The sequence below is a fragment of the Paenibacillus sp. TAB_01 genome (assembly GCF_043945595.1).
In the GTDB taxonomy this organism is placed as follows: Bacteria; Bacillota; Bacilli; order Paenibacillales; family NBRC-103111; genus Paenibacillus_S.
On record NZ_JBIFNP010000001.1, the window covers coordinates 1,475,001 to 1,501,712 of the forward strand.

19 protein-coding genes, 2 rRNA genes and 2 pseudogenes (1 of these 23 cut by a window edge) are annotated in these 26,712 nt (G+C 52.1%); 19 read left to right on the forward strand and 4 right to left on the reverse strand.

Translation table 11 applies throughout. From position 1 onward, the window contains the following. A 23S ribosomal RNA gene (locus ACHHV8_RS07090) occupies window positions 1-2,075 on the forward strand; it begins 877 nt to the left of the window's first position. A gap of 177 nt (window positions 2,076-2,252) precedes the next feature. Beyond that, a 5S ribosomal RNA gene (rrf, locus tag ACHHV8_RS07095) occupies window positions 2,253-2,369 on the forward strand. Between the two features lie 146 nt (window positions 2,370-2,515). Here the strand turns inward: rrf and ACHHV8_RS07100 are convergent. Beyond that, window positions 2,516-3,928 (reverse strand): MATE family efflux transporter, encoded by a 1,413-nt coding sequence (locus tag ACHHV8_RS07100; protein WP_395157653.1) that lies wholly within the window; start codon window positions 3,926-3,928, stop codon window positions 2,516-2,518. A gap of 694 nt (window positions 3,929-4,622) precedes the next feature. Here ACHHV8_RS07100 and ACHHV8_RS07105 point away from each other — a divergent pair. The 14 genes from ACHHV8_RS07105 (at window position 4,623) to ACHHV8_RS07170 (ending at window position 20,448) form a co-directional block, all read left to right on the forward strand. Continuing rightward, on the forward strand, window positions 4,623-5,669 hold the full coding sequence (locus tag ACHHV8_RS07105; RefSeq protein ID WP_395157654.1) for a LacI family DNA-binding transcriptional regulator: 1,047 nt from the start codon (window positions 4,623-4,625) through the stop codon (window positions 5,667-5,669). 88 nt (window positions 5,670-5,757) lie between these two features. After that, window positions 5,758-6,516: a glucosamine-6-phosphate deaminase gene (locus tag ACHHV8_RS07110; RefSeq protein ID WP_395157655.1), complete on the forward strand. Its 759-nt coding sequence runs from the start codon at window positions 5,758-5,760 to the stop codon at window positions 6,514-6,516. Window positions 6,517-6,607: 91 nt separating this feature from the next. Then, window positions 6,608-7,306, forward strand: coding sequence for an N-acetylglucosamine-6-phosphate deacetylase (locus ACHHV8_RS07115; protein WP_395157656.1), 699 nt, complete (start codon window positions 6,608-6,610; stop codon window positions 7,304-7,306). 43 nt (window positions 7,307-7,349) lie between these two features. Beyond that, on the forward strand, window positions 7,350-7,769 hold the full coding sequence (locus tag ACHHV8_RS07120) for an amidohydrolase family protein (protein WP_395157657.1): 420 nt from the start codon (window positions 7,350-7,352) through the stop codon (window positions 7,767-7,769). A 70-nt stretch (window positions 7,770-7,839) separates the two neighbouring features. Continuing rightward, complete coding sequence (locus tag ACHHV8_RS07125; protein WP_395157658.1) at window positions 7,840-9,087, forward strand: Gfo/Idh/MocA family protein; 1,248 nt, start codon at window positions 7,840-7,842, stop codon at window positions 9,085-9,087. Between the two features lie 33 nt (window positions 9,088-9,120). Then, window positions 9,121-10,458, forward strand: coding sequence for an ABC transporter substrate-binding protein (locus ACHHV8_RS07130; protein ID WP_395157659.1), 1,338 nt, complete (start codon window positions 9,121-9,123; stop codon window positions 10,456-10,458). 97 nt (window positions 10,459-10,555) lie between these two features. Further along, a complete protein-coding gene (locus ACHHV8_RS07135) occupies window positions 10,556-11,455 on the forward strand; it encodes a carbohydrate ABC transporter permease (RefSeq protein ID WP_395157660.1) in 900 nt (299 codons plus the stop codon). 1 nt (window position 11,456) lies between these two features. Beyond that, on the forward strand, window positions 11,457-12,296 hold the full coding sequence (locus ACHHV8_RS07140) for a carbohydrate ABC transporter permease (protein WP_395157661.1): 840 nt from the start codon (window positions 11,457-11,459) through the stop codon (window positions 12,294-12,296). 11 nt (window positions 12,297-12,307) lie between these two features. Beyond that, window positions 12,308-13,309, forward strand: a complete 1,002-nt coding sequence (locus tag ACHHV8_RS07145; protein ID WP_395157662.1) for a Gfo/Idh/MocA family protein — start codon at window positions 12,308-12,310, stop codon at window positions 13,307-13,309. A 42-nt stretch (window positions 13,310-13,351) separates the two neighbouring features. After that, window positions 13,352-14,365, forward strand: coding sequence for an alpha/beta hydrolase family protein (locus ACHHV8_RS07150; RefSeq protein ID WP_395157663.1), 1,014 nt, complete (start codon window positions 13,352-13,354; stop codon window positions 14,363-14,365). A 25-nt stretch (window positions 14,366-14,390) separates the two neighbouring features. Beyond that, window positions 14,391-16,004 carry a gamma-glutamyltransferase family protein gene (locus ACHHV8_RS07155; protein WP_395157664.1) on the forward strand — a complete coding sequence of 538 codons (1,614 nt, stop codon included), beginning with the start codon at window positions 14,391-14,393 and terminating at the stop codon, window positions 16,002-16,004. 271 nt (window positions 16,005-16,275) lie between these two features. Further along, the gene (locus ACHHV8_RS07160) at window positions 16,276-17,319 is read left to right on the forward strand and encodes a FecCD family ABC transporter permease (RefSeq protein WP_395157665.1); all 1,044 of its coding nucleotides are present in this window, start codon (window positions 16,276-16,278) and stop codon (window positions 17,317-17,319) included. Between the two features lie 4 nt (window positions 17,320-17,323). After that, window positions 17,324-18,355, forward strand: coding sequence for a FecCD family ABC transporter permease (locus ACHHV8_RS07165; RefSeq protein ID WP_395157666.1), 1,032 nt, complete (start codon window positions 17,324-17,326; stop codon window positions 18,353-18,355). A 644-nt stretch (window positions 18,356-18,999) separates the two neighbouring features. Continuing rightward, a complete protein-coding gene (locus tag ACHHV8_RS07170; RefSeq protein WP_395157667.1) occupies window positions 19,000-20,448 on the forward strand; it encodes an MDR family MFS transporter in 1,449 nt (482 codons plus the stop codon). 67 nt (window positions 20,449-20,515) lie between these two features. On the opposite strand, the pseudogene ACHHV8_RS07175 reads toward ACHHV8_RS07170, so the two are convergent. The 3 genes and pseudogenes from ACHHV8_RS07175 to ACHHV8_RS07185 form a co-directional block, all read right to left on the reverse strand. Then, window positions 20,516-21,260 (reverse strand): annotated as a pseudogene (locus tag ACHHV8_RS07175) (hypothetical protein); the annotation flags it as partial. A 197-nt stretch (window positions 21,261-21,457) separates the two neighbouring features. Next, window positions 21,458-22,414: a hypothetical protein gene (locus ACHHV8_RS07180; RefSeq protein WP_395157668.1), complete on the reverse strand. Its 957-nt coding sequence runs from the start codon at window positions 22,412-22,414 to the stop codon at window positions 21,458-21,460. Between the two features lie 153 nt (window positions 22,415-22,567). Next, window positions 22,568-22,816, reverse strand: a pseudogene (locus ACHHV8_RS07185) (hypothetical protein); the annotation flags it as partial. Window positions 22,817-23,366: 550 nt separating this feature from the next. Between ACHHV8_RS07185 and ACHHV8_RS07190 the strand changes: the two are divergent. The 3 genes from ACHHV8_RS07190 (at window position 23,367) to ACHHV8_RS07200 (ending at window position 26,707) form a co-directional block, all read left to right on the forward strand. Beyond that, on the forward strand, window positions 23,367-24,401 hold the full coding sequence (locus ACHHV8_RS07190) for a LacI family DNA-binding transcriptional regulator (protein ID WP_395157669.1): 1,035 nt from the start codon (window positions 23,367-23,369) through the stop codon (window positions 24,399-24,401). Between the two features lie 104 nt (window positions 24,402-24,505). Further along, window positions 24,506-25,828, forward strand: a complete 1,323-nt coding sequence (locus ACHHV8_RS07195; RefSeq protein ID WP_395157670.1) for an ABC transporter substrate-binding protein — start codon at window positions 24,506-24,508, stop codon at window positions 25,826-25,828. A 3-nt stretch (window positions 25,829-25,831) separates the two neighbouring features. After that, window positions 25,832-26,707 carry a carbohydrate ABC transporter permease gene (locus tag ACHHV8_RS07200; RefSeq protein ID WP_395157671.1) on the forward strand — a complete coding sequence of 292 codons (876 nt, stop codon included), beginning with the start codon at window positions 25,832-25,834 and terminating at the stop codon, window positions 26,705-26,707. Window positions 26,708-26,712: the final 5 nt, after the last annotated feature.

Below are 26,712 nucleotides of genomic sequence, written 5' to 3' on the forward strand. Positions count from 1 at the left end.
CCCCGAAATAGCTTTAGGGCTAGCCTCGGGAGATGAGTAGTGGAGGTAAAGCACTGATTGGGTGCGGGGCCCGCCAAGGGTTACCAAGTCCAGTCAAACTCTGAATGCCACATACTTTATCCCGGGAGTCAGACAGTGAGTGCTAAGATCCATTGTCAAGAGGGAAACAGCCCAGATCATCAGCTAAGGTCCCCAAGTGTGTGTTAAGTGGGAAAGGATGTGGAGTTGCAAAGACAACCAGGATGTTGGCTTAGAAGCAGCCACCATTGAAAGAGTGCGTAATAGCTCACTGGTCGAGTGACTCTGCGCCGAAAATGTAACGGGGCTAAACACACCACCGAAGCTATGGCTCGTGCAAACAAGATTTGCACTTGGGTAGGGGAGCGTTGTGTATAGGTTGAAGGTGTACCGTAAGGAGCGCTGGACAATACACAAGTGAGAATGCCGGTATGAGTAACGAAAAGATCAGTGAGAATCTGATCCGCCGAAAGCCTAAGGGTTCCTGAGGAAGGCTCGTCCGCTCAGGGTAAGTCGGGACCTAAGGCGAGGCCGAAAGGCGTAGTCGAAGGACAACAGGTTGAAATTCCTGTACCACCGTGAACCGTTATGAGCAATGGGGTGACGCAGAAGGATAGTGACGCGGACTGATGGATGTCCGTCCAAGCAGAGAGGCTGGTGTGTAGGCAAATCCGCACATCGTTAAGGCTGGTCTGTGATGGGGAGCGAAAATGATAGTAGCGAAGGTCATGAGTTCAGGCTGCCAAGAAAAGCCTCTAGCCAGGGAGAAGGTGCCCGTACCGCAAACCGACACAGGTAGGCGAGCAGAGCATGCTAAGGCGCGCGGAAGAACTCTCGTTAAGGAACTCGGCAAAATGACCCCGTAACTTCGGGAGAAGGGGTGCCTCGGTAGGGTGAATAGCCCGAGGGGGCCGCAGTGAAAAGGCCCAAGCGACTGTTTAGCAAAAACACAGGTCTGTGCGAAGCCGCAAGGCGAAGTATACGGGCTGACGCCTGCCCGGTGCTGGAAGGTTAAGGGGAGTGGTTAGGGGTTTACCCCGAAGCTATGAACCGAAGCCCCAGTAAACGGCGGCCGTAACTATAACGGTCCTAAGGTAGCGAAATTCCTTGTCAGGTAAATTCTGACCCGCACGAATGGCGTAACGACTTGGGCGCTGTCTCAACGAGAGATCCGGTGAAATTTTAATACCTGTGAAGATGCAGGTTACCCGCGACAAGACGGAAAGACCCCATGGAGCTTTACTGCAGCTTGATATTGGACTTTGGTACGATCTGTACAGGATAGGTGGGAGCCTGAGAAGCCTGAGCGCCAGCTTGGGTGGAGGCGACGTTGGGATACCACCCTGATCGTATCGGAGTTCTAACCTGGTACCGTAAGCCGGTATGGGGACAGTGTCAGGTGGGCAGTTTGACTGGGGCGGTCGCCTCCTAAAAAGTAACGGAGGCGCCCCAAGGTTCCCTCAGAATGGTTGGAAATCATTCGAAGAGTGCAAAGGCATAAGGGAGCTTGACTGCGAGACAAACAGGTCGAGCAGGGACGAAAGTCGGGCTTAGTGATCCGGTGGTACCGCATGGAAGGGCCATCGCTCAACGGATAAAAGCTACCCTGGGGATAACAGGCTTATCTCCCCCAAGAGTCCACATCGACGGGGAGGTTTGGCACCTCGATGTCGGCTCATCGCATCCTGGGGCTGAAGTAGGTCCCAAGGGTTGGGCTGTTCGCCCATTAAAGCGGTACGCGAGCTGGGTTCAGAACGTCGTGAGACAGTTCGGTCCCTATCTGTCGTGGGCGCAGGAAATTTGAGAGGAGCTGTCCTTAGTACGAGAGCGACCGGGATGGACGTACCGCTGGTGTACCAGTTGTTCCGCCAGGAGCACGGCTGGATAGCTACGTACGGACGGGATAAGCGCTGAAAGCATCTAAGCGTGAAGCCCCCCTCAAGATGAGATTTCCCAGTATGTAAGACCCCTTGAAGACGACGAGGTAGATAGGTTCGGGGTGGAAGTGCCGTAAGGTATGGAGCTGACGAATACTAATCGGTCGAGGGCTTATCCAAGAGAAAGCAAAGAAGAAGGATGTATGCTTGTTTCGTATCTAGTTTTCAAGGTGCAACCTTGAACAAATAGCTGCATGTCCCTTATAGGGATGGATATTTTCTTGCAGCGTTTTCGAAGAAGCAACGCTTCGAAAAATCCCAGGCTTACGTAGCCAGCTTTCTAACGAAAGCACATCGTTTGGTGATGATGGCGGAGGGGAGCCACGCGTTCCCATCTCGAACACGACCGTTAAGCCCTCCAGCGCCGATGGTACTTGAACCGAAGGGTTCCGGGAGAGTAGGACGTCGCCAAGCACAAGAAGATCCTGAGACCATACGGTTTCAGGATCTTTCTATTTTACCGATCGCCATACGGGAAACGAAGGCGCGAGTATTCATCTTATGACATAGAGAAAGCCAAAAAACACGGACCGTCGGGGTCCGTGCTTTTACTATCGCTTCTAATCCGCCGAAGCCGGTTCAATCAACCGGTGTTTATACCATTGCTCGCCCCTAAACCGCCATAAAAACACGAGGCTCCTGACGCCCCACTCGCAATTCATCGCTATCCACACCCCGATAATGCCAAAGTGAAAAACAATGCCGAGGATGTATCCGAGAACGACGCGGAACAGCCACATGGACAGCATGGAGGTGATCGACGTAAACTTGGAATCGCCCGCCGCCCGAAGCGCCGAAGGCAATAAGAAGCTGATCGGCCAGAGCAGGACTTGGGCTACCGCATTGATCACCATGATGATGAAGATATCGTCCACAATATCGGCCGGAGGGTGGAATAATCCGACCAGTGGCTGAAACATAGGCAGAATCAGCATAGCCATCAAAAAGAAGGACAACGACGACAGCCAAAGAAACGATTTGGTCAGCTTTCGGGCATCCGCGATGTTTCGCCGGCCCATGCATTGACCCACTACGGTTATTGCGGTCAGGGATAAAGCGCTGGAAGGAATCTGCAGCACGACAGCAATGGATGAGCAGATGGCATTGGTCGCCAAAGCGTAAGTACCCAGACTCACAACGAAGATCTGAGTTAAAATTTTCCCGCCATTAAAGAACATCTGTTCCGCCGCGAAAGGGATTCCGATAAAAAGAATCCTTTTGAGCATCGTCACTTCGACTTTGACCAGCTCCCTGAGTCGGAAATAGGAGTTGGTGTTTGTTACGATTTTTGCTAGGAAGAACAGGGAGCAGACGGCCGCCAAATATCTCGATATGTTGACGGATATGGCCATACCAAGCACACCCATATGCAAACCGTTAATAAGAATAATGTTTAGAATGACGTAGGACAGATTCATAATCAAAGATAAAATGAGCGAGGCTCTCGTTTTTCCGATGCCCCTCAGCGCGCCGCAAACGGCTTCCTGAACGGCTATTCCTACATAAGAGATGCTGCTTCCGACCAGATAGATCTGGGCGTTGCCAAGCACATCCGGCGAAGCGTTTCCGAACAGAACGTTCAGCAAGGGCATATGAAACACGCCCACAAGTGCGCTGATGCACAGCGCGAACAAGAACACGGCGGAAACGGTACTGGCCGTAGCTTTGGAAACCATCGGTTCGTTACCGCTTCCTTTATATTGGGCAACCACAACCGTTCCGCCTGTAGCCACGGCGATAAACGTACTGATCAGGAACATATTGATCGAATCGACCATATTGACCGCGCTGACCGCTTCAACACCGGACGAGCTGATCATGGCGGTATTCACCAGGCTTAGACCTACCAGAAAAGCTTGATCGATCAGAATGGGCGTAAACAGCGAGATGATTTGACGGTAATCGATAGACTCTCCGGAAAAATATTTCTCCAGGAAAGCTTGCTTCCGGCTTACAAAACTGGGCTGGCCCACGTTATCACATTCTTTTCTGTCAAATTCAAGGATCTGTACGAGATTGAATTGAAGCGTTTCATCCGGATCGACCCAAGTATGCAGACTCCTGATTTCCCGTGGAAGACTGGAGTTTGCATGTGCGTTTTCATTACTGCGGTCCGCCGGCCGCCTTATAATGTCTTTGAAGATACTATCACCGCGGGCAGTACCTGTCAATGCCTAATATCGTTGGAAGGGTCCGCCGCAGCTTGCCGATGTACGGGGATTCTTGTATCGTAAGAGGTTAAAAATGAACGATTTGGGGTAAATTATGCCTATGCATCTTAACGTCCGGAAGCTGTTCTTTAAGGAGGGAAATCCATAATGAGCTTATTTCACTTGAGCTATATCATTCTATTTAGTGTACTGCTGGCGATTGGCATTATTGGCTCGGCCTGGTTCGTCTATCATCGCAGGAGCAAAAATCGCGCGAAATGATATGGATAACCAATCAGAGCTTCGATCGTCACGCTGTTGAGCAACCATTGTTAAGTGATCAATGAGCACAAACCTTCCTATCTCAGCATAGGAAGGTTTTTTCTTTATTTAATCGGACATAGTGCGGCTTGTCAGCTCATACATAGAGATAGTAGGAAAGAGAAAGCTCCAGCAAGTCAGCAGCTATCACAGCCCTTATCGTCAATGCGAAGGGAATACATGATGAGGTGAGACGATGTCCGAAAAGCCCGTTACCATTTACGATATCGCACAGCTGGTCAACGCTTCCGCCGCAACCGTGTCCCGAGTGCTCAGCAACAGCGATTATCCGGTTAGCAGCGAAATGAGAGATAAAATAAAAAATGCCGCGAAGCAGCTCAACTATACGCCCAATATGCTGGGCAGGCAATTGAAGAAAAATGACAGTATGTCTATCGGAGTTATTATTCCGTCGATTAGCAATCCGTTTTATGCCGACGTGGTTCTGGGGATTGAAGAGATTGCGAGAAATGGCGGCTATCAAGTGCTCTTGTGCAATTCTCACCAAAACCCGAAGCTCGAGGCGGAATACTTGCAGACGCTTCAGGAGAAGCAGGTGAAAGGAATTATTTTATCGTCGATTTCACCCAAAAAAGGCTGGCTCAATGCTTATTTGGATAAAGGGGTGAAAATGATTTCCATCGACCAACGGATCAATAACCGCCAAGTCTATCAACTGGGGTTCGATTACCAGTATGGCGCGTATCTTGCATGCGAGTATTTGATCCAAAGCGGGCACCGCCGGATAGCTTTTCTATCTGCGGCGTTAAATCGTCCAAGCCGGCTCCAGCTGCATCAAGGCTACCAGGACGCGATGCGCAAAGCCGGAATCGTTCCGCTTCAGGAATGGGTCCAGATATCGGAGGACTGCGAGAATACGGCGTACAGCAGTACGTTTGAATTCAATAACGGCAAAGAGCTGACACGCAAGCTGCTAATGGCTGACGAACGGCCGACGGCTGTTTTATGCTGCAACGATCTGACCGCCGCCGGCGTGATTAACGAGCTGAAGGAGCAAAAGGTGGATGTGCCGGGTCAGCTGTCGGTGATCGGATTTGACAATATCGATCTGTCCCAAATGCTGACGCCTTCCTTATCTACCGTCAATTTGCCTAAATACCAGATGGGCGTACTGGCCTGCCGGATGCTGATGGACCTGATGAACGGCTCCGCTGCAGCGGAAAAAGAGATCATGCTGCAGCCTGAATTTATCCCGCGGGACTCGGTTGCCAAGTTGGAATAAATCGCGGATTGCCGCATAAAGATACAACATCTTCATTAATAGAAATCGATTTCTATTGATGCGGAGCATCGGATAAGGAGGAGTTAAGATGAACGTAACTATTCTGGAGAATGCAAGAGAGCTTGGACGTGAAGCGGCGAAGCTTTGCTCCCGGGAGCTGCAGCGCTGCATTGAGGAACAGGGAGGGGCGCGCTTGCTGCTGTCGACGGGAGCCTCGCAGTTTGAAACGCTGGCCTCGCTGATCACGAAGGATATCGATTGGAGCAAGGTGGAGATGTTTCACCTGGATGAATATGTGCATCTTTCGCAAGAGCACCCGGCAAGCTTCCGTAAATATTTAAAGGAACGGTTTGTGGATCTGCTGCCGGTTCCGCTCCATCGTGCCCACTTCGTAAATGGCGAGGGAGATCTTGGGCAGCAAATCGCCGCCTTAACCTCGGAAATCCGCAAGGCGCCTATCGATTTGGCGTTAATCGGCATTGGCGAGAACGCACACATCGCCTTCAACGACCCGCCGGCCGATTTTAATACCAGAGAGGCCTATATGATTGTAAATTTGGACGATCGTTGCAAACAACAGCAGGTAGGGGAAGGGTGGTTTGCTTCGCTCGAAGAGGTTCCAAGCCAGGCCATCACGATGACCGTGCACCAAATCCTGCAAAGCAAGATGATCGTATCCTGTGTTCCCCATAAGGTAAAAGCACGGGCGATAAAAGATATGTTCACCCATGGCGTCACGAACCAGGTTCCGGCCACGATTCTGAAAACCCACCCCAACTATACGTTATTCATCGATGAGCAGTCGGCTTCCGAGGCGGATCGCGCGCTCTTGGCAGCCACGGAATAGAAGCCGGTTTGTGAAGCCAGGAACAATCAAGGGCCTATTCATCGCGGTAAGTTAAGGCCTATTCGTTGTGTAATCAAAAGGAGCGAGCCGTATGAGAAAGTCATGGACAGGTAAACACTGGCTGACCGGACTTCCGGTTACCGTCAATGTGGAAGACGGCAGGGTCACAGCCGTAGAGCAGACGAATCAGCTTACGGCGGATCGCTGGATCGCGCCAGGGCTCATTGATGTGCAGCTGAACGGGATCGGCGGATTCGATTTGAACGGCACGGACGTCACTGTCGATACGGTGAGGCAAATCGTTAAAGTACTTCACCAGGGCGGCGTAACCCGCTTTTGCCCGACGATTGTCACGGGACCGAGGGAGCGTATGCTTCACTGCATCCGGACCTTGGCCGCAGCCTGCGAGACGGATCCCCAGGTCGCTCATGCCGTTATCGGCATTCATGTAGAAGGTCCGTTTATTTCTCCGGAAGACGGTCCGCGCGGAGCGCATAACCTGAAGTGGGTGAGAGATCCGGATTGGGATGAGTTTCTGGAATGGAACGAGGCAGCAGCTGGGCGTATAAGCAAGGTCACCTTGGCGCCGGAGCGGCCGGGTGCCATTGAGTTCATTAAGCGGCTGCGCCAGCTCGGCATTGTCGCATCTATCGGTCATACCGCCGCATCAGAGGCAGACATTCAGGCCGCCGTCGAGGCGGGCGTCACGATGAGCACGCACCTCGGCAACGGTGCGCATCCGTACATAAAGCGGCATCCCAATTACATTTGGGCGCAGCTTGCGGAGTGACCGGGCATGGGCAGGACTCATTGGAGACGGTTTTCACCTGCCGATGTCTACGCTGAAGGTGATGATTCGCACCAAAGGGAGGAAGGCGATTCTGACCAGCGATGCGGTAAACCTGGCCGGTATGCCGCCGGGCAGATACCACACGCATATCAATGATGACGTGATATTGGAAGAGAACGGCTTCCTGCACCTGGCAAGCACGCCGGATATATTAGCCGGATCGGCCACACCGCTGCACAAGGGAGTCCACAATGTGGCAGCTGCGGGAATCGCCTCGCTCGGCGAGGCCATCACGATGGCTTCCCTGCATCCGGCGGAGCTGTTCGGTCTGGATGGAGAAGGGATCGGCACGATTCAGCCCGGTTCTCCGGCGGATATGATTCTGTACGAAGTGAGACCGGAGGGCGGCTGGACGATTGTAGAGACGGTAGCCGCAGGCGAAACGGTCTATGAGCGCAGCTAAAGGGATTTTTCTGGAAATTATTGACAGAATATTCCGAATATTCAATCATAATCGAACAAGGGGTGAGCGTATGAAAACCTACGCGATTGTCGGAGCGGGAAGCCGATGTACATCGATGTTTGCACTTCCCATGGTGAAGCAATTCTCGGATGTCGCCAAAATCGTTGGCGTATACGACACCAACATCAAGCGCGCCGAGCTTCTTCAGCAAAAGTGCGGCGGAGGGTTTCCGGTATATGAAAGCTTCGAACAAATGGTTCATGATGCGAAGCCTGACATTGTTCTCGTCACCACCATCGATAAATACCATCATGAATACATTATTAAAGCGATGGAGATGGGCTGTGATGCGATTTCAGAAAAACCGTTGACGATAGATGAGGACAAGTGCAATGCCATTCTGGAGGCGGAGCAGAGGACAGGCCGCAAAGTAACGGTGACGTTTAACATGCGATACAGACCTTTTGCCGCACGGATCAAAGAGCTTCTGCAGCAGCGGACGATCGGCTCCATCCTGAGCGTCCACTTCGAATGGTTCCTCGATACCCGTCATGGCGCGGACTACTTCAGAAGGTGGCACCGCCGCAAGGAAAATTCAGGCGGGCTGCTTATTCATAAATCTACCCATCATTTTGATTTCATTAATTGGCTGCTGGAAGAAGAGCCCGTACAGGTTTCCTCATACGGCACGCTTCGGTTTTACGGGCCGACCCGGGAGCAGCGGGGGACGCGATGTCTTACCTGTAGTCATAAGCAGACCTGCGAGTTTTATTTTGATATCGAAGCCTTCTCTAACCGGGACCTCTATCTGGATTGCGAAGATGTGGATGCTTATTACCGCGATCAGTGCGTTTTTTCGGAAGAAATCGATATCGAAGATTCCGTCAGTCTGCACGTCAAATATGCCGGCGGCGCATTGATGAGCTATTCGTTGACGGCGCACTCCCCTTTGGAAGGGTTCCGATTGGCGATCAACGGGAGCGAAGGCCGGATGGAGGCCGAAACCTATCACGGCGAGGTAGGGCCCTATGCGGGAGAGGACATCAACCGATTGCGGGTATACAACCGCATGCAGGAGGAGATCACCTACAAAATCCCTGTTGCAACGGGGGCGCATGGAGGCGGTGACGAACGGCTGTTAAACATGCTGTTCCGCGGGAATCTGAATGATCCGCTGCATCAGCAGGCCAGCTCTTGGGACGGAGCGATGTCCAATGCGATCGGTTTTGCAGCCAACAAGTCGATGCGGGAAGGCAGCTCGATTCTCATCGGGGATTTGATCAGGAAGCCGAATGGAACAAGTGAAGGAACGAATTAAGGGAGCGAAATCAAATTCAAGGGAGGCTAATTTATGAGAAAGACGTTTGCGCTAACGTTATCGTTGTCCATGCTCCTGACAGGTACGATCGGCTGCAGCTCAAGCAATACCGCCCCTGCTGCAGGAAACGGCGAATCGCAGCCCTCGCAGGCTCAGACCGATACCGGCAAAGGCAAGGAACCGATCAAGCTGCGCGTCGCCTGGTGGGGAGGACAGTCACGGCACGATTATACGCTGAAAATGATTGAGATGTACGAGAAAAATAATCCGAATGTCAAGATTGAGGCGGAGTACGCTTCATTCGACGATTATTGGAAAAAGCTTGTTCCGCAGGCGGCAGCTAACGATCTGCCCGATGTCATTCAAATGAGCGTGGCTTACGTCAGCCAGTTTGGGGACAGAGGCCAATTGGAAGACCTTGCCCCCTATATGGCGAACGGCAAAATCGACAAAAGCTCGATTTCCGACAGTTATTTGAAAATTGGCCAGTATAACGGCAAGCAGTACCAGCTTACGCTTGGCGTCAACGCGCTGGCGGTTGTTTATGACCCGCAGATGATTAAAGACGCCGGCGCCAATCTGCCATCCAAAGACTGGACATGGGACGATCTTGAAGCGATCGGAGCCAAGCTGAAAGCAAAAGGAAAGCTGGCCGCCGCCAATATCGATGACCGGAACTTCCTGGCTTATTATCTCCGCTCCTATGGAGAAAACCTGTTTAAGGCGGACGGCACTGCGCTCGGCTACACGGACAATAAGCTGTTCACGGATTACTATACCCGACTTCAGCGGATGTACAATAACGGGTATTTGCTTCCCCTGGATAAACAATCGCAGAAGAAAGGCGTGCCGGAGGACGACGAGCTCGTGCTTGGCAATGCGGGAACTACGTTCACGTGGTCTAATCTGTTCGCAGCGGATGCGGCTATTGCCAAACGTCCTTTAGAGATTGCGCCGCCTCCGGGGCCGAATATTGACAAAGGCTTATACCTGCAGTCCAGCCAAGGTCTCTCCGTCGCCAAAAATTCGAAAAATAAAGAGGAAGCCATCAAGTTCGTTAACTTTATGATTAACGATATTGAAGCCAACAAAATTATGAAAGGGGAAAGAGGGGTTCCGATTTCCACGAAGGTGCAGGATGCGATCAAACCGCTGCTGAAGCCGGAGGAACAAAAAGTCGTGGAGTACGTGGCATGGGCCGGTCAAACAGCGGTCTCCGATAACCCGATCGATCCCGTTGGCGCCGTAGAGGTAACCAAATTACTGACGGATACGAGCCAGCAAATTTTGTATAACAAAATTGCGCCTGCCGACGCGGCCGCCAAGTTCAGTAAAGAGGCGAACGCCATTCTGGCGAAAAATAAAAAATAAAAAATAACCCGCACACCAATGTCAGAACAGCGCCGCACGCGCTGTTCTGGTTCCTTTTACCGCATTGTACCCTGTCTGCTGCCAAGGGAGGTAATCTATGAAGCTGCGTGAGAATGACCATGTGGTCGGCTATGTATTCATTGCGCCGTTTGTACTCGGATTTCTGATTTTTACGCTGTACCCGATCCTGTCTTCCTTCTATTATTCATTCACGGATTATAATTTGTTTGAATCGCCTCGGTGGATCGGCATCGACAACTACCGGAAAATGGTGCTCGACGATGAGAAATTCGTCAAATCGCTTCACGTGACGTTCACCTATGTGTTTGCGAGCGTACCGCTTCGCCTGATTTTCGCATTAATTGTTGCCATGCTGTTGAACAGCACCGCCCGGGGGATCGGGATTTATCGGTCCGCTTACTACTTGCCTTCGCTGATCGGGGGCAGTGTGGCCGTATCCATCATGTGGGTGCAGATTTTCGGGACCGAAGGCTTGTTCAACTCGGTGCTGGGGCTGATCGGGATTCATACGACGACTTCCTGGATCGGCAGTCCTTCGACGGCTTTATGGACATTAATCGCGCTTTCCGTATGGCAGTTCGGCTCCTCGATGCTTATCTTTCTGGCGGGTCTGAAAAATATTCCGGCAACCTATTATGAAGCCGCAAGCGTAGACGGAGCAAGCGGCTGGCGCCGGTTTTACAAAATCACGCTGCCTTTGCTGAGCCCGATTATCTTATTTAATCTGATCATGCAGATCATCTCGGCTTTCATGACGTTTACCCCCGCCTATGTCATATCCCGGGGAGAAGGAGGCCCGCTCGATAATACTTTGCTGTACTCGCTGTACTTGTACCGCCGAGCCTTCGCTTTCTTCGAAATGGGCTACGCTTCGGCCATGGCCTGGGTCATGTTAATTATTATTGCTGCGATTACCTTCGCCATCTTCAAAACGTCCTCGTATTGGGTGCATTATGAGTCGAAGGGAGAGAGGTAGCATGCGGACACGGAATAGGAAAGCCATTCTGTATCATGTGGTGATAAGCCTCCTGGCTCTGGTGATGATCTACCCGATCCTCTGGATGGCTGCCAGCTCCTTGAAGCCAAGCAGCGAAATATTTTCCACCGCCTACAGCCTGATTCCGAGCCGGCTGGAGTTCGGCAACTATGCGAGCGGCTGGAAGGGCTTCGGCTCGAACAGCTTCACCGTCTTTTTCAAAAACTCCTTCATTATTGTGATCTTCGCAACGATCGGAGCGGTTTTCTCTTCTGCATTAGTCGCTTACGGACTGGCCCGGATTCCGTTCTGGGGCAAGTCGTTCTGGTTCAGCTGCGTCATGATGACGATGATGCTGCCGCATGACGTGACCATCATTCCCCAATACGTGATGTTTTCGAAGCTGGGGTGGCTGTCCTCGTTTAAACCGGTGATCGCTCCGCATTTTTTCGGTACGCCTTTCTTTATCTTCTTGATTATGCAGTTCATTCGGACGATTCCTCCGGAAATGGATGAAGCGGCGAAGATGGACGGCTGCAGCAAATATTCGATATTTTTTCGGATCATTGTGCCTCTCATCGTGCCTGCGCTGGTGACGTCGACGATCTTTTCGTTTTACTGGCGATGGGACGATTTCATCACACCGCTGCTGTATTTGAACAAGCCGCAGCTTTACCCGGTCTCGCTCGCGCTGAAGCTGTTTCTCGATGCGGATTCGCTCAGCAATTGGGGCGGCATGTTCGCCATGTCGACTTTGTCGCTCTTACCTGTCGTAATCGTGTTCTTCTGCTTCCAGAAATATATCGTCGAGGGCATCAGTACCAGCGGATTGAAGGGTTAAGGAGGAAAAGTATGGAAAATCGCGAATTTAGTATCATAGGCTGCCGCCATGGCCATATCGAGATGTTCATTCGGGAGATGATAGGCTTCGGGTACGCGTGTGCGGGAATTTATGAGGCGGACGATCCGTCACTGGCGATAGCCCTGGCGAAAAAGTACGACATCCCGCTGTGCGATAGTCTGGAGCGTGTGCTTGCTCCCGAGGTGGCGATTGTAGGCAGCTCAGCCATCAATAATGAGAAGATAGGCCTTATTGAACTATGTGAAAAGCACGGAAAGCACATCATGCTGGATAAACCGGCCGTTACTTCAAGAGACGGACTGAACCGTCTTGAAGCCGTGTTGCAGCGGGATCAGATTCAGGTAGGCATGCTGCTGACATCCCGAGAGAGAAGCTGCCTTGTTACATTGAAGCAGCTGACGGAGGAGGGATATTTGGGCGACCTCATCAGTATCACGATGCGCAAGCCCCATAAGCTGACCCCGGCGTCACGGCCTGCGTGGCATTTCTCCAAGGAGCAAAACGGCGGCATCATCGTGAACCTGCTCATCCATGATTTCGATTTGCTCCGGTGGCTGACAGGCAGGGAGATCCGCCACGTTAGCAGCGTCATGATCAAAAATATTTTGCCGGAATATCCGGATTTTTACGATTGCGCTGCCGTTCAGGTTCGGATGGAGGGGAATGTAATGGCCCAGCTGTATACCGACTGGCATACTCCCGAGCAGTGCTGGGCATTCGGCGACTGCCGGGTTTTCGTAACGGGAACAAAGGGCAGCGTGGAGCTGCGGTTATTCGGCGATCCGTCGGTCGGTGGTGACGAACTGATGTTTGCCATGACGCATCAAGAGAAATTTCATCAGGTGAATCTGGTCCAGGCACCCGTATCGGTGACCGGGGATCTGCTGCAGCGGATAGCGGGGAAGCCGTACCGCATTTCGCATCAGGACCTGCTGCTCGCCAGCAAAGCCGCTATTGAAGCGGATGAACAAGCGGTATTATTGAGAGAATGAATGGTTATGGTTATGGAGGACGATTTATCGGAGGTGTCGATCATGTGGAATCCGGATGACTATTTAACGTTTTTGTACAACAGCACTTCATTAACGGATCGTTTCCAAGGCGGCTCGCAGACGGAGTGGCATGCCTGGAAGCAGAGTTTCAGGGAACGCTTCATTCAGCTGTTAGGCGGCTTCCCGCAGCAAGCGCCGCCGCTGTCGGTCACGCTTCTGGAATCGGTCGACTGCGGCACTTATCGAAGGGAAAGGATACAGATTCAAACCTTCGAGCAGCTGTACATGCCGATATATGTCCTGATTCCGAAGGATGCTGCCGAGGAGAAGCGGCGGGCTGTCATTGCTTGTCACGGGCATGGCTACGGGAGCAGGGACATTGTAGGGCTGAATCCCGACGGATCGGATAAAACGGGAGAAGCGGGCTACCAGAAAAATTTCGCCGTCGAGCTCGTGAACCGGGGATTTCTTGTCGTGGCGCCGGAGCTGCTCGGGTTCGGAGACCGGAAGCTCGTCGAGAATGCCAAGGACGGAAATTCCTGCAACCGGATTTCCAGCTTTTTGCTTGCGATGGGCAAAACGATGGCCGGATACAGAGTGTATGAAACGATGCGCTGCGTCGACTATTTGCTTGAAAGAAACGATGTCGATGCGAAGCGGATCGGCTGTATGGGCATCTCGGGCGGCGGATTGGTATGTTCATATACGACCGCTGTCGACGAACGGATTTCGGCGGCGGTTGTCAGCGGCTTCGCCAATACGTTTCAGGCGAGTCTTCTCTCCATCCATCATTGCATCGACAATTATGTTCCCGGTCTCTCGCTCGCTGCGGAGATGCCGGATGTGCTCAGCTTGATTGCCCCGCGTCCGCTGCTTCTCGAAGCCGGGACAAGGGATCGTATTTTCCCGGAGCAGGGCACGCTGGAAGCTTATGAGAAACTTGGGTCTGTATATTCCTTATTGGATGTCAAGGACAGGCTGGCGCTCGATCTGTTCGACGGGGAGCATGAAATCTCCGGCCGGGTGGCCTACGACTGGCTGGACGCTCAATTATAATCGGATAAAAAGGAGAGGGCAGAGCATGGCGACCTTTGATCCGCATCATTATCCTAACCCGTCCCGCCGCACATGCACTTACGCTTCCCGCGGCATGGTAGCCACCTCCCAGCCGCTGGCAGCGCAGGCGGGGCTGGACATGCTGAAGCGGGGCGGTAACGCAATCGATGCCGCGCTCGCGGCGGCGATCAGTCTGACGGTGCTGGAGCCGACGTCCAACGGGATCGGGGGCGACTTGTACGCGCTCGTATGGACGGAAGGCAAGCTGCATGGACTGAATGGCAGCGGGCCGGCGCCGCAGAGTCTGTCTATTGAAGCGTTGCGTTCGCGCGGGTACCAGACGATGCCGCAGTACGGCATCGTTCCTCTGACGGTACCGGGAGCGCCTGCTTCCTGGGCGGAGCTGTCGCGGCGGTTCGGCAAGCTTCCTTTTGCCGAGCTGTTCGAGCCGGCGATTCAATACGCCGAGCGGGGCTTCCCCGTGTCGGCTACGCTTGGCGCATTATTCGAATACGAATTCGCGAAGTTCAACCGGATGGAGAAAGGCCCGGAATTCGAGCCTTTGTACACAACTTTCGCCCCCGGCGGCAGGTATCCGGCGACGGGGGACTACGTCACGTATCCGCACCATGGGGAGACCTTGCGGTCTATCACGGAATCGAATGCGGAGTCGTTCTACCGCGGGGGGCTGGCGCAGAAGATCGACGCCTTCATCCAGACGCACGGCGGATATTTAACCGCGGACGATCTGGCAGCATACAAGCCGGAGTGGGTAGAGCCGATAAAGGTTCATTACCGCGGCTACGACGTATGGGAAATTCCGCCCAACGGCCAAGGCATCGTAGCGCTGATGGCGCTGAATGTGCTGAAGCGTCTTGCCGTCACGAGCAGGGATGACGTAGAGATGGTTCACAAGCAGATCGAAGCGGTCAAGCTGGCCTTCGCCGACGGCTTCGAGCATGTGACGGATTGTGCGAAGATGAAGGTAACGCCTGCGGAGCTGCTGTCGGATGCATACGCGGAGGAGCGTGCGGCCCTCATCGGAGATAAGGCACGCGAGCCGCTGGCAGGACAGCCTCCCCGCGGAGGCACCGTTTACATCGCCGCGGCGGATGAGCAGGGCCATATGGTTTCGCTCATTCAGAGCAATTACATGGGCTTCGGCTCCGGAGTGGTGATCCCGGATACCGGCATTGCAATACAAAACCGCGCCGCGGACTTTGCTCTTGACGCATCGAAGGCGAATGCGCTCGCGCCGGGGAAAAAATCGTTCCACACGATCATCCCCGGCTTTCTGACGAAGGATGGGGAGGCGGTAGGGCCTTTCGGCATTATGGGCGGATTCATGCAGCCGCAGGGGCATGTACAGCTGATGATGAACCTGCTCGACTTTCATATGAATCCGCAGGCTGCGCTGGATGCTCCGCGCTGGCAGTGGAAGCAGGGGATGACGGTCGAGCTGGAGCCGGGCTTCCCGGCGCATATCGCGCAGGCGCTTCAGCGCAAAGGGCATCACATCCTGTGCAGCCCGTCCTCTCTCAGCTTTGGCCGCGGGCAGATCATCCTCCGCAATCCGGCGGGAAGAGGGTTCGTCGGAGGCACGGAGCCGAGAACGGACGGACATATCGCCGTATGGTAAGCGGCAGAGGCGGATTGGCTGGATCGCTGGATCGCCCAGCCAATACACGCTTAATTTTCCAAAAGCAGCCCCGGTACCTTTTTTAAGGTGCCGGGGCTGTTCCTTTTGGGCCACCGAATGTCGAATTTTCAGGTATCCATTGCAATTTGGGACAAAACAATCTATCATTTACGATAATGAGAATCATTATCGAAGATGAGCTTGGGATACTCATGGCGCACGGCGGTTTCCCGTTGTTCCGCCTGGGGTATTATGAAAGGGGATTTATCACATGAGTTCAGTATCCGAAGCGCCTGCCGCTTCACGACCGAAGCTGCGTTCACGGCCTTTGGTCGCCACTTTGATTTTGGTTGGAGGTCTCGCGGCCTTATTGCTCGGCTTGATGGTTTCCGTATCCGTAGGAGCGGCCGATATTCGATTGGCCACCGTATGGGAAGCTGTTGTTCACTTTAACCCGGATTTGACGCAGCATCAGATTATTCAGGAGCTCCGGCTCCCGAGGGCTTTTGCGGGAGCGCTCGTCGGGATTGGCTTTGCGGTATCCGGCGCAATTATGCAGGGGATGACGCGCAATCCGCTCGCCGATCCCGGTTTGCTTGGAATCAATGCGGGAGCCGGCTTCGTGCTGGCGCTCTGCTTCGCTTTTTTTCCGGGTCTTCCGTTTCATTATTTGATTCTGTTTTCCTTCGCCGGTGCGGCTGTCGGTACAGGGCTCGTTTACGGCATAGGGTCTATCGCCAAAGGCGGGCTGACGCCCGTGCGGCTCGCCCTGGGGGGCGCCGCGGTAAGCGCGCTGCTGGTCGCTCTTAGCGAAGGCATCGCCCTTTATTTCCACATCTCGCAGGACTTGGCCTTCTGGTATGCGGGAGGGGTGGCGGGCACCAAGTGGCTGCAGATCAACATCGTCTGGCCATGGATTGTCGGCGGCACCGTCGCCGCGCTGCTGCTGGCGCGTTCCATTACCGTGCTGAGCCTCGGCGATGAGATCGCGTCGGGACTGGGGCAGCGGACAGGCTGGATCAAGCTGGCCGGCACGCTGATTTCGCTGGTGCTTGCCGGTGCAGCGGTATCCGCTGTCGGCTCGATCGGCTTCGTAGGGCTCGTGATTCCCCACATCGCCCGCGCGCTCGTCGGAGTCGATTACCGGTGGATCATTCCGTGCTCGGCCGTGCTGGGCGGGCTGCTGATGGTTATTGCCGATATTGGCGCAAGGATGGTAAACCCGCCTTTTGAGACGCCTATCGGTGCGCTCATCGCGTTGATTGGCGTTCCGTTCTTCCTCTATCTGGCACGCAAGGAAAGGAGGGAGCTCTAATCTGATGGAATCCGTTACCGAGAATGTTATTCGTAAGCGGGCCGTAAGAGCCTATACGATGATGGCGCTGCTGTTAGGCGCTATTGTCATTACATTCATCATTAGTATGAATACGGGGTTTATCCGGCTATCGCCGGGAGACGTCATTGGCACGCTGTTGGGGAACGGCACAGCCAAGCAGGAGCTTATCCTGTTTGAGTTTCGTCTGCCGCGCATCGTCATCTCCGTACTTGTGGGAGGAGGACTGGCTCTGTCCGGGGCCATTCTTCAAGGGCTTTCGCGCAATGCGCTGGCTGATCCCGGTATTCTGGGCATCAATGGCGGAGCCGGCTTGGCGGTCGTCCTATTCATCTCGTTCTATCCGGTAGAGAAGATGGGGTCCGTTTATTTGCTGCCGTTCTGTGCCTTGTTGGGTGCGGGAGCGGCTGCGACTCTGATCTATCTTCTGTCCTATAAAAAGGAAGTCGGTATATCCCCGACACGGCTTATTCTGGTCGGAATCGGGGTAGCGGCAGGCATCACCGCGCTGATGATCGTGCTGACCATCAGGCTGGACCCGCAAAATTATCAATTCGTCGCCGTCTGGCTGGCCGGCAGCATTTGGGGGACGAACTGGAAATTCGTGCTGTCCCTGCTGCCGTGGCTTGTCGTCTTCGTCCCTTACGTGATACTTAGAGCCAATGCGTTGAATGTGTTGAATTTAGGGGACCAGATGGCCACAGGCCTCGGGGCGCATGTCGAGCGGCAGCGGCTGGGTCTGCTTGTGGCCGCGGTTGCGCTCGCAGGCTCCTGCGTTGCCATCGGCGGCGCAATTGGCTTTATAGGGCTGATCGGGCCGCACCTGGCCAAGCAGCTGGTAGGACCGAAGCAGCAATATTTGCTGCCTGCGTCCATGCTGACCGGTGGTTTATTGTTGATCGTGGCGGATACGCTCGCCCGCTGGCTTTTGCAGCCGACGGAAATTCCGGCAGGCATTGTTGTGGCCATCATCGGCGCGCCCTATTTCCTGTATTTGCTGGCGAAGGCCAAGGCTTGATAACGCATGGAGCGGAAGAGGTTCAAGCCACGGCTTGGGCCCAAGCTGCGTCTGCGCAGACTGGGCTATATCCTTGCTGCAAACGAAAGATAACACAATAAAGGTAAAGTAAGCTATAATATCTTCGTACACATGAACCGATATAGTTTTAAGGAGGTTATGTACGTGGATATCCTTTTTAAAATGAAATCCTTTTGGCATAAAACGAGAAGGAACTATTACCAGCTGCTCTATGTGAGCTGTATAGATGAAGCTATGAAAGTCAAACTATGGAATAAAGCGATGTACCATCAAAGCAGAGTGTGATAATTTTCCAAGTCTAGCGAGCGATGCCACTCGTCTAGTATTCCATTAGCGTCAACTCAGCGCTTACAAGCTCGGGGCCAATAAAGAGAACTCTTAATTTTTGCGGTGTCACCTAAATTGATAAGCTTAATCGCGTGAAAAACCTGATTGTTGTCTTTTGGAAGGTTCATCTCCATCGGACAATGCTCAGGTTTCTTTTATTTTTCCTGCCCTTTTTGTTCATTTTTGAATTGACATTCTGTCATCTAGTTGTATAATACAAGTGCATAATTAAATGTATTATACAACTACATACAAATGAACATTTTTCTATTAAACGGAAGCGGGTGGAAGCACGATTGGAAACCAAGACGGCAAAAAGCACTTCATTCTGGCTTATTATTTTATCTATTTTTTTCGGGAACTTCATGTCCATCCTCAGCTCAACGACGATTAATGTGGCCTTTCCTATATTTATGAAGGACTTTCAGGCGGAGCTGGGCGTAGTTCAGTGGATGATTACGGGATTTTTGCTGGCGACAGGCGTCGTCGCTCCGGTGGTCGGTTACTTCGGAGACCGGTGGAGCTACAAAAGGCTGTACATTTTTTCGTTGTCCGGTTTTACGCTGTTCTCCGCTTTATGCACGGTGGCTTGGAACATCGAGGTGCTGGTGTTTTTTCGCATTATGCAAGGGGTTTGCAGCGGCCTGATCATACCGACGACGATGACGATGGTATACCAATTTATCGAGAAAGACAGACAGGCGTTCGCGCTGAGCTTGTGGAGCCTGTCCTCGATGCTGGCGCCGGCTTTCGGGCCGACATTGGGCGGCTGGCTGGCAGGGTATTTTGGCTGGAGATCCTTATTCCTTATTAATTTACCGATCGGATTGATCGCGATTGCGGTTGCCCTCAAGTGTCTGCCGTATTACCGTGCCAGCCAATCGAAAACATTCGATTTGCCCGGCTTTGTGACGGTTATTATTAGCAGCTCGTGTATCATTCTTGCATTCAGCGAGGGGAACGGCTGGGGCTGGACCTCCGGGAAGACGATTACCTTCCTGCTCATTGGCATCCTTACTCTGATCTATTTTATCCGCCGGGAGCTGGCTTTGAAGGAGCCGCTGTTGAATCTAAGCGTCTTCCGGACGAAACGGTTCACCTGCAGCGTGATTATCAACTGCGTCATAACCGCATCGTTATACTCGGGCACCTTTCTCATTCCTATTTTTCTCCAGGATATTCAACAGTCGACGGCGTTTAATACGGCCTTAGTGCTGCTGCCGGGCTCCTTGGTGATGGCGGTGTCGTCTCCGATCGTCGGTAAGCTGTATTCGAGAACGGGTCCTTTCTGGCTCATTCTCGGCGGCATCATCCTGCTGATTGTATCGACCTGGGAATTAAGCCATATTACCCTGGAAGCGACGCATATGTATGTGGCGTTCTGGATGACGATCCGTTATATCGGGATCGCGCTGGCGTTTATGCCGGTTATGAACGCGGGAATGTCGGCCATTGCCAAGGAGAAATCCGGCCACGCCTCATCGGTGACGAATTGGATGCGCCAAGCGACGGGGGCTTTATCCATTGGGATTTTCAGCTCCTTACTCACCGCCCGCTCGGTCTCTCATCAGAAAGAATTGACTGCGGGAGCAGGGGCAAGCGCCCAGTTTATTAAAGAGCAGGGGATGACCTTGGGGGTTCAGGACGTTTTCCTGACGGCCATGATCATTTGCATCGTTGCGGTGCCGCTGACTTTTCTTCTGAAGGAACGGCGTAAAGAAGCGGTCCGGCAAAGCGTAAGCTAGAATCTGGTCTATAAAAAAATCTCGTCTCTCAGGAGACGAGATTTTTTGCGTACAAGCCATGGGAAGCTTAAAATTTGCTGTCAGGCACGTAATAAATTTTCTGCGTATTCTTCTTATTTACGGGGTCTGTCACGATAGTAAAATAAACGTTGCTGTTTTTCGTCTGAACTCCTTCGATTTCATGGGTTCCTACGATAGTAATATTTACAAGGGTCTTGTATGTCCCTGTATTGGACATCATAGCAATCTGCGGAGTATCGCCTTCCGCCCCGCCTGATGTATAGATTTCCGTATTGCTGAGCATATCGGTTCCTTGGAAAGAACCGTTCGGTCTGACGATGTCGCTGCCCGACTGCGTGAAGCTGCCAACGCAGGCGCTTTTTGCCGCTGCGCTGTCCATGCGTACCTGTTCATTGCCGTCAAGAAGCTGGTTCAAGGCGACCGTGTCATAAATCGGACCAGGTTACCGTTCCTTCGGCCGTTTGCACGCGGAACACGGTGTGGGTACTGTTGCCGCCGGCATCCACTCGGTAGGTTTCGCCTAACCGGCTGCCGGTTTCGTTGGCGTAATTCATATAGGTGAAGCGATGAAGATCCGTATAATCATAGGTTGCGCCAGGCGAGTATTGAAGTCTTGCTACTTGAAGCGACCAGTTATACGTTGTTGAGGAGTCGCCCTTCGAGCTGAAATAAAAGTAATTTATATCATTATAGGTGTACATGTCCAGTGTTTGGCAGTGATCGGCATTGGTGACGGTCATTTCATCTACATACGTCGCATCGCTCCCGTTAATCAGCAATCTGGAGAGATAGCTGTCATAAGAAAATAAAGTACTAGACTGGATATCCTTATTCCACGCGACAATTCGAATCGTCAAACCGTCGGGCTCTGGAAAATAAGTGTTAGACTGACCATAGAAATTGAAAGAGCGACAGCCAAGGACGAGAAAATATAGTCCTAGACTGTCGCTCTTTCATTCAACTAACGTATCCGATAGTTAAATAATGTCTATTCCAAATAGCCAAACACCCTGAGTTGCTTGTAGCGATTAACGGCCAGAATGCCCTTCCAATTTTTCTTTGCAACTCGAAATTGTTCCGGAAAATCTGACCACCCCCACGAGATGTCCCAGATTCCTTCTTCAGACATTTGTTCAATAAAAAGATTGAGATTTTGTTCTACCAATGAACCGAATCTTTCACATAGAGGATGGTCGGGTCCGTCAATAAAATCAAGTGGAAGAGGTTTATAGCCTTCTGTCCATGTGGATGCATCCTTATCAACACATTGTTCCGCTAACCCCAAAATTTTTTCGGAAACGTCATTCAATGAATATTGAATTCTGACACTAAACATGGCTTCATGGGGCTTTATTATTTTAAGCAATTGCTGAAAATTGTTAATTTCATGCCTGTCCATTTCAGTTCTGCTCATTAGATGTGATACTGCCTTTTGGATGGAATTCCAACCTAATTCCGCAGCTTCACTTTTTTCGGGAGACCAATGAATAAGAAAAGCAGCAAGTTCTGCACTGGGATTAAACATCCATTTTTTCTGAACACCCAGATGCCAATGCCACCAAGGAGCATGTGGGTAATCGTTATTCTCAGGCAACACGGAGTCCCACATTCCTGTTTCAATGTCATTTGTGTTTGTCAAGTAACCAATCATCGGCCCAACTATTGGTTCATTAATGTCCGCGTCTATTTCCATAAGGATTTGTCCTGCAGCCCATGTGGCCATTGGCGATGAATGTGGTAACCAAAAATCAGGCTCTATGCCATGCCCAAATCCACCGTCCACGTTTTGAAATGTTCGAAGCTGAGCAATAACACTTTCCCTGCTCCCATTTTCAAATTCGAATTCGAACCGAGCGCGTTCTAATTCTCGCCCTTTTGACATTATGTATGTTTTTGCTTTTTCAAAGCGACTTTTAGAAATTCTGCTTGGAGTATTCAATTCCATTCGCCTCCTGCATTGACTGTCATAAAAATACTACTTGCATAATACCATATTTTGTATTTGAAATACTATTCAACTAAACTGCCCGTTAGCTTAATCAAGGGGCGCTAGTCTAATACTTTATTTTTCAGTTCATAACTTTATTTTCTTTAGACAATAGCACGTGCCTCCCGACCGCTGGGTGACGTAAACATACGTTGAAGCGATGTAAGCTTTCTGAACAGCCACGTTGTGGTTAAGTCCTTTGAGATTGTAAGCGAGTGTTGCCGAAGCGTTGACAGTATTCTGTGGAGTCGCCGCAAATGCGGGGAAAACAGACAACCCCGAAATAAGAAGGGAGAGAACAACCGATGCGAGTAGTTTGAACCGCCTTTTCATCAGGCTCCATGCTTGAACTTGAAGCATACCGCTACCTCCTTCGTTATGTGATTCTTTCCGTCTTGATTCAATACTTCATCCTGCTTGGCCGTAAACTGAGGGACCCACCTCCTTTATCCGGGAGGAGTCCGGTCAACAAAACAAAAACCCGAACGATCGGATAAGCTCGCAGGCGAGCGTATCCGATCGTTCGGGTTTTCTCTAATGGACTCCAACCGTCACAGTTATATTCATAAAACTGACAGTAAGCGCTCTCTAGGCGGTTACATGCTTATGCTAACAGTTTGCTACCGGAGAGTCAAGCAATATTTAGCTGCCATACAGCGGCCGCTTTGTCAGGCTGCGGATTAAAGCAACGGCTGCCTTTAAGCTCGTGTCCGCACTACATAGATTAATAGAGTTACACAGCGTTGGGAATCTCATTCCCCACTTCTTCCAATGGCTCAAACGCATAGGTTTAATTGCTCGCGTTTCCAGCCTAACGGTCATAAATTCCCCGCATGCCCAATATAAGTAGTATCAAGTAAACCGTAAAAACGTTTACAAACAAATACCAGCACAAAACGAGGTCCGATCCATGAAGATAACGATTAAAGAGGTTGCACAGCTGGCCGGCGTCTCCATCGCTACGGTCTCCCGCGTATTGAACGAAAAAAACAAAGTCAAGCCATCGACGCGCGACAGCGTACAGCAGGCGATTGAGCAGCTAAACTTTCAGCCGGATCAAAATGCGCGAACGATGATCAAAAAGTCGACCAAAACGATTGGCATGCTCGTCCCGGAACTGACCAATGAATTCTGGGTCTTCCTGCTGGATATTGTGCAGAAGGAGCTGTGGGAGCTGGGCTATACGCTGCTCATCGGTTCGACCGATCACCAGAGGGAGAAGGAAATTGCGTTCGCCAAGTCGTTTATCGAGAAGCGGGTGGACGGCATCATCTATGGCTCCTCCGTCATCGAGACGGCGAAAGAGATGTCGGATCTGATCGCGCTGACGAAGCGGTACGACATTCCCATTGTGACGCTGGATCCAAGAATCCCTCAAGCGAACTGCATCTTCGGCGACCATATTCAAGGGGCGACGGATGCGACGGATCATTTAATCCGGCAGGGGCACCGTCATATCGGGTATATTGGCGGTCCTTCCGTTTCCGCCAAGCGCGAGCTCGGATACCGGAATGCTTTTATGACGAACGATCTCATTGTTAACGAAGCTTTGATCCAGCGCATCGAAGGCCTGCCTACATTTGAGAACGGATACGAGGCGGCGCGCCGGCTGCTGGAATCCGGGGAGCGTTTCACAGCCCTCTTTTGCGGCAACGATGTGCTGGCTTTCGGCACGATCAAGGCGTTGGAGGAGCACGGATGGTCGGTTCCCCAGGATATTGCCGTCGTCGGCTACGACGATGTGCATTCGGCCCGGCTGTGGAAGCCGGCGCTGACGACTGTGCGGCAGCCCTTGCAGGATATCGGCAGGACGCTGGTCGAGATGATTATGGATTCCTTAGGCAAAGACATACATGAGCTGGTACCCAAAAAAATTATTTTTCAAATGCAGCTCGTCGTTCGGGACAGCTGCGGGGCGAGCCTCAGGAATGAAGAGCAGCAATAGAAGGGAGGGGTGTTTAAAGGGGAAGCTTCCAGGAAAATGAAAACGTTTTTACCCGGCTTATCCGCAGGGCAGGGGTTTACCACACTAAAGAGGAGTTGAGTGGGATGAAAAAAACGATGCTTGTGCTGCTTACAACGGTATTGGCCGCTTCCGCAGCGGGTTGCTCGGGGGATGCCGGACAGCAATCCCAGCCATCCGGTTCCGTTCAAGACGCCGCCAAATCGAATCCATCCGCCGGCAATGGCGCCAAGGTCGAGCTGCAGTTCTGGGACATGGTCTGGGGGCCGCCGGAATATATCGATACGGCCAAGGCGCTCGTCGACCAGTTCAACAGTGAGAACCCGAATATCAAGGTCAGCTACCAGTCTACACCGTGGAACAATTGGTACCAAACCTTCACTTCGGCGATCGCTGCGGGCACGGCTCCGGATATCAGTACCGGCGCAGGCTATCAGGCGTTTCAGTTCTCGCAGATGGGCGCCATTCTGCCGATTGACGACGTTGTCGACGATCTCAAGAAAAACGGGGATGATTTTCTGCCCAATACCGTGGATTTAATGAAGTACGATAACCATTATGTGGCTCTGCCGTGGGCCATAGATATCCGCGTTCCTTATTACCGCAAAGACCTGTTCCAGCAGGCCGGCGTTACACCGCCGAAAACGTGGGAGGAGCTTAGAGCGGCTGCCAAAAAATTAAGCGGGAACGGGAAGTACGGCATGGTCATGCCGGGCGATACCGGGGGGACGCACTACGTATTTTCGCTTATGCTGAACAACAATGGCGGACTGTTTAACAAAGACAAGAAAGTCGATTTCTTGAATTCACGCAATGTGGAAGCGGTTCAGCTGCTGGCCGATATGGTGAAGGACGGCTCGATTAACCCAGCCGGAGCAGGCTTTACCGGCGATGACGCTACCAAGTCGTTCGGGCAGGGCGACGCCGCCATTATTATCAAAAATCCCGGGTTTCCTGCCCAGCTGCCGGAGCTGAAGGATAAAATCGGGCTGATGGACCCGCTGACCGGGCCGCATGGCGAGAAAGGGACGATTTATTGGATCAATAACATCATGCTTTACAAGCAATCCAAGCACCCGCAGGAAGCGAAGCAGTTCATGAAATGGTGGTCGCAAAACAATAAGGCGCTGTGGACGAAGGGGCATGTCACCCAGCTGCCGGTTAAGAAATCGTTTACAGAGGATCCGTATTTCAAGGACGATCCGGAGCGGAAAGAAATTCTTGAGAAATGGATTCCGATCGGCAAGACGACCGCTTATCCGTACCCGGCCGTATTCCCTGAGCTGAATGAAATTGAAGGCGAAGGCGTCATGCAGACGCTGACCCAGGAAATTATGCTCGGCAAAGATCCGAAGGCGATCATGGATAAAGCGAATCAAACGATGAAATCGATTATGAAGGAAAAATAAACGATGGGGCCAACGACAAAACGAAGGTTCGAGCTGCTGCCGGTTTATTATCTGCTTCCGTCCCTGTTTCTCGTCCTGCTGATTAATTTCTACCCCTTTGTTTCCGGGCTGCTGTACAGCTTAAGCGACGGCTCGCTCATTCAGCAGGGGACGTTTGTGGGCATTGTCAATTACTTGCGCTTGTTTACGATGCCGGACTTTATCCATTCCTTATATTTCAGCGCTATCTTCGCTTTTTTTTCCGTCATTGGCAGCTATGTTATCGGCCTCGGGCTCGCCGTCCTGCTGAACAAGGATATCCCGGGGAGGGGCTTCTTCCGGGTTGCGCTGCTGGTGCCCTGGATTGTTCCCTCCATCGTATCGATTATCAGCTGGCGGTGGATGCTCGGGGCGCAGGAGGGCTTGGTGAACACCTTCCTCGTGTGGCTGGGATTCAAGCCGATCCTGTTTCTTGCCAATGAGCAATGGGCTATTTTTACCGTCTGCCTGATCAAAATATGGCGCAGCTTTCCCTTCATGATGATCTCCTGCCTTGCAGGCCTGCAGAGCATAGACCAGTCGCTGTATGAATCCGCCTCTATGGACGGCGCCGGCAGATGGCAGTCCTTCGTGCATATTACGCTGCCGCAGCTCAAGTCGATTACAGTGGTGTGCTGGATTCTGATGACCATCTGGTCGTTTAACGACTTCGATACGATCTGGCTGCTGACGCAGGGCGGGCCTGCCAACGCAACGGAAAACTTAATTATTCTCGCCTATAAGTATACGTTTACGAAAAACGATGTCGGCACCGGCTCGGCGATGGCCATCGTCGCTCTCATTATTCTGATGACGCTCGCCACCCTGTTCTTGCGAAATCAAAATAAAAGCCAAGACTAAAAGGA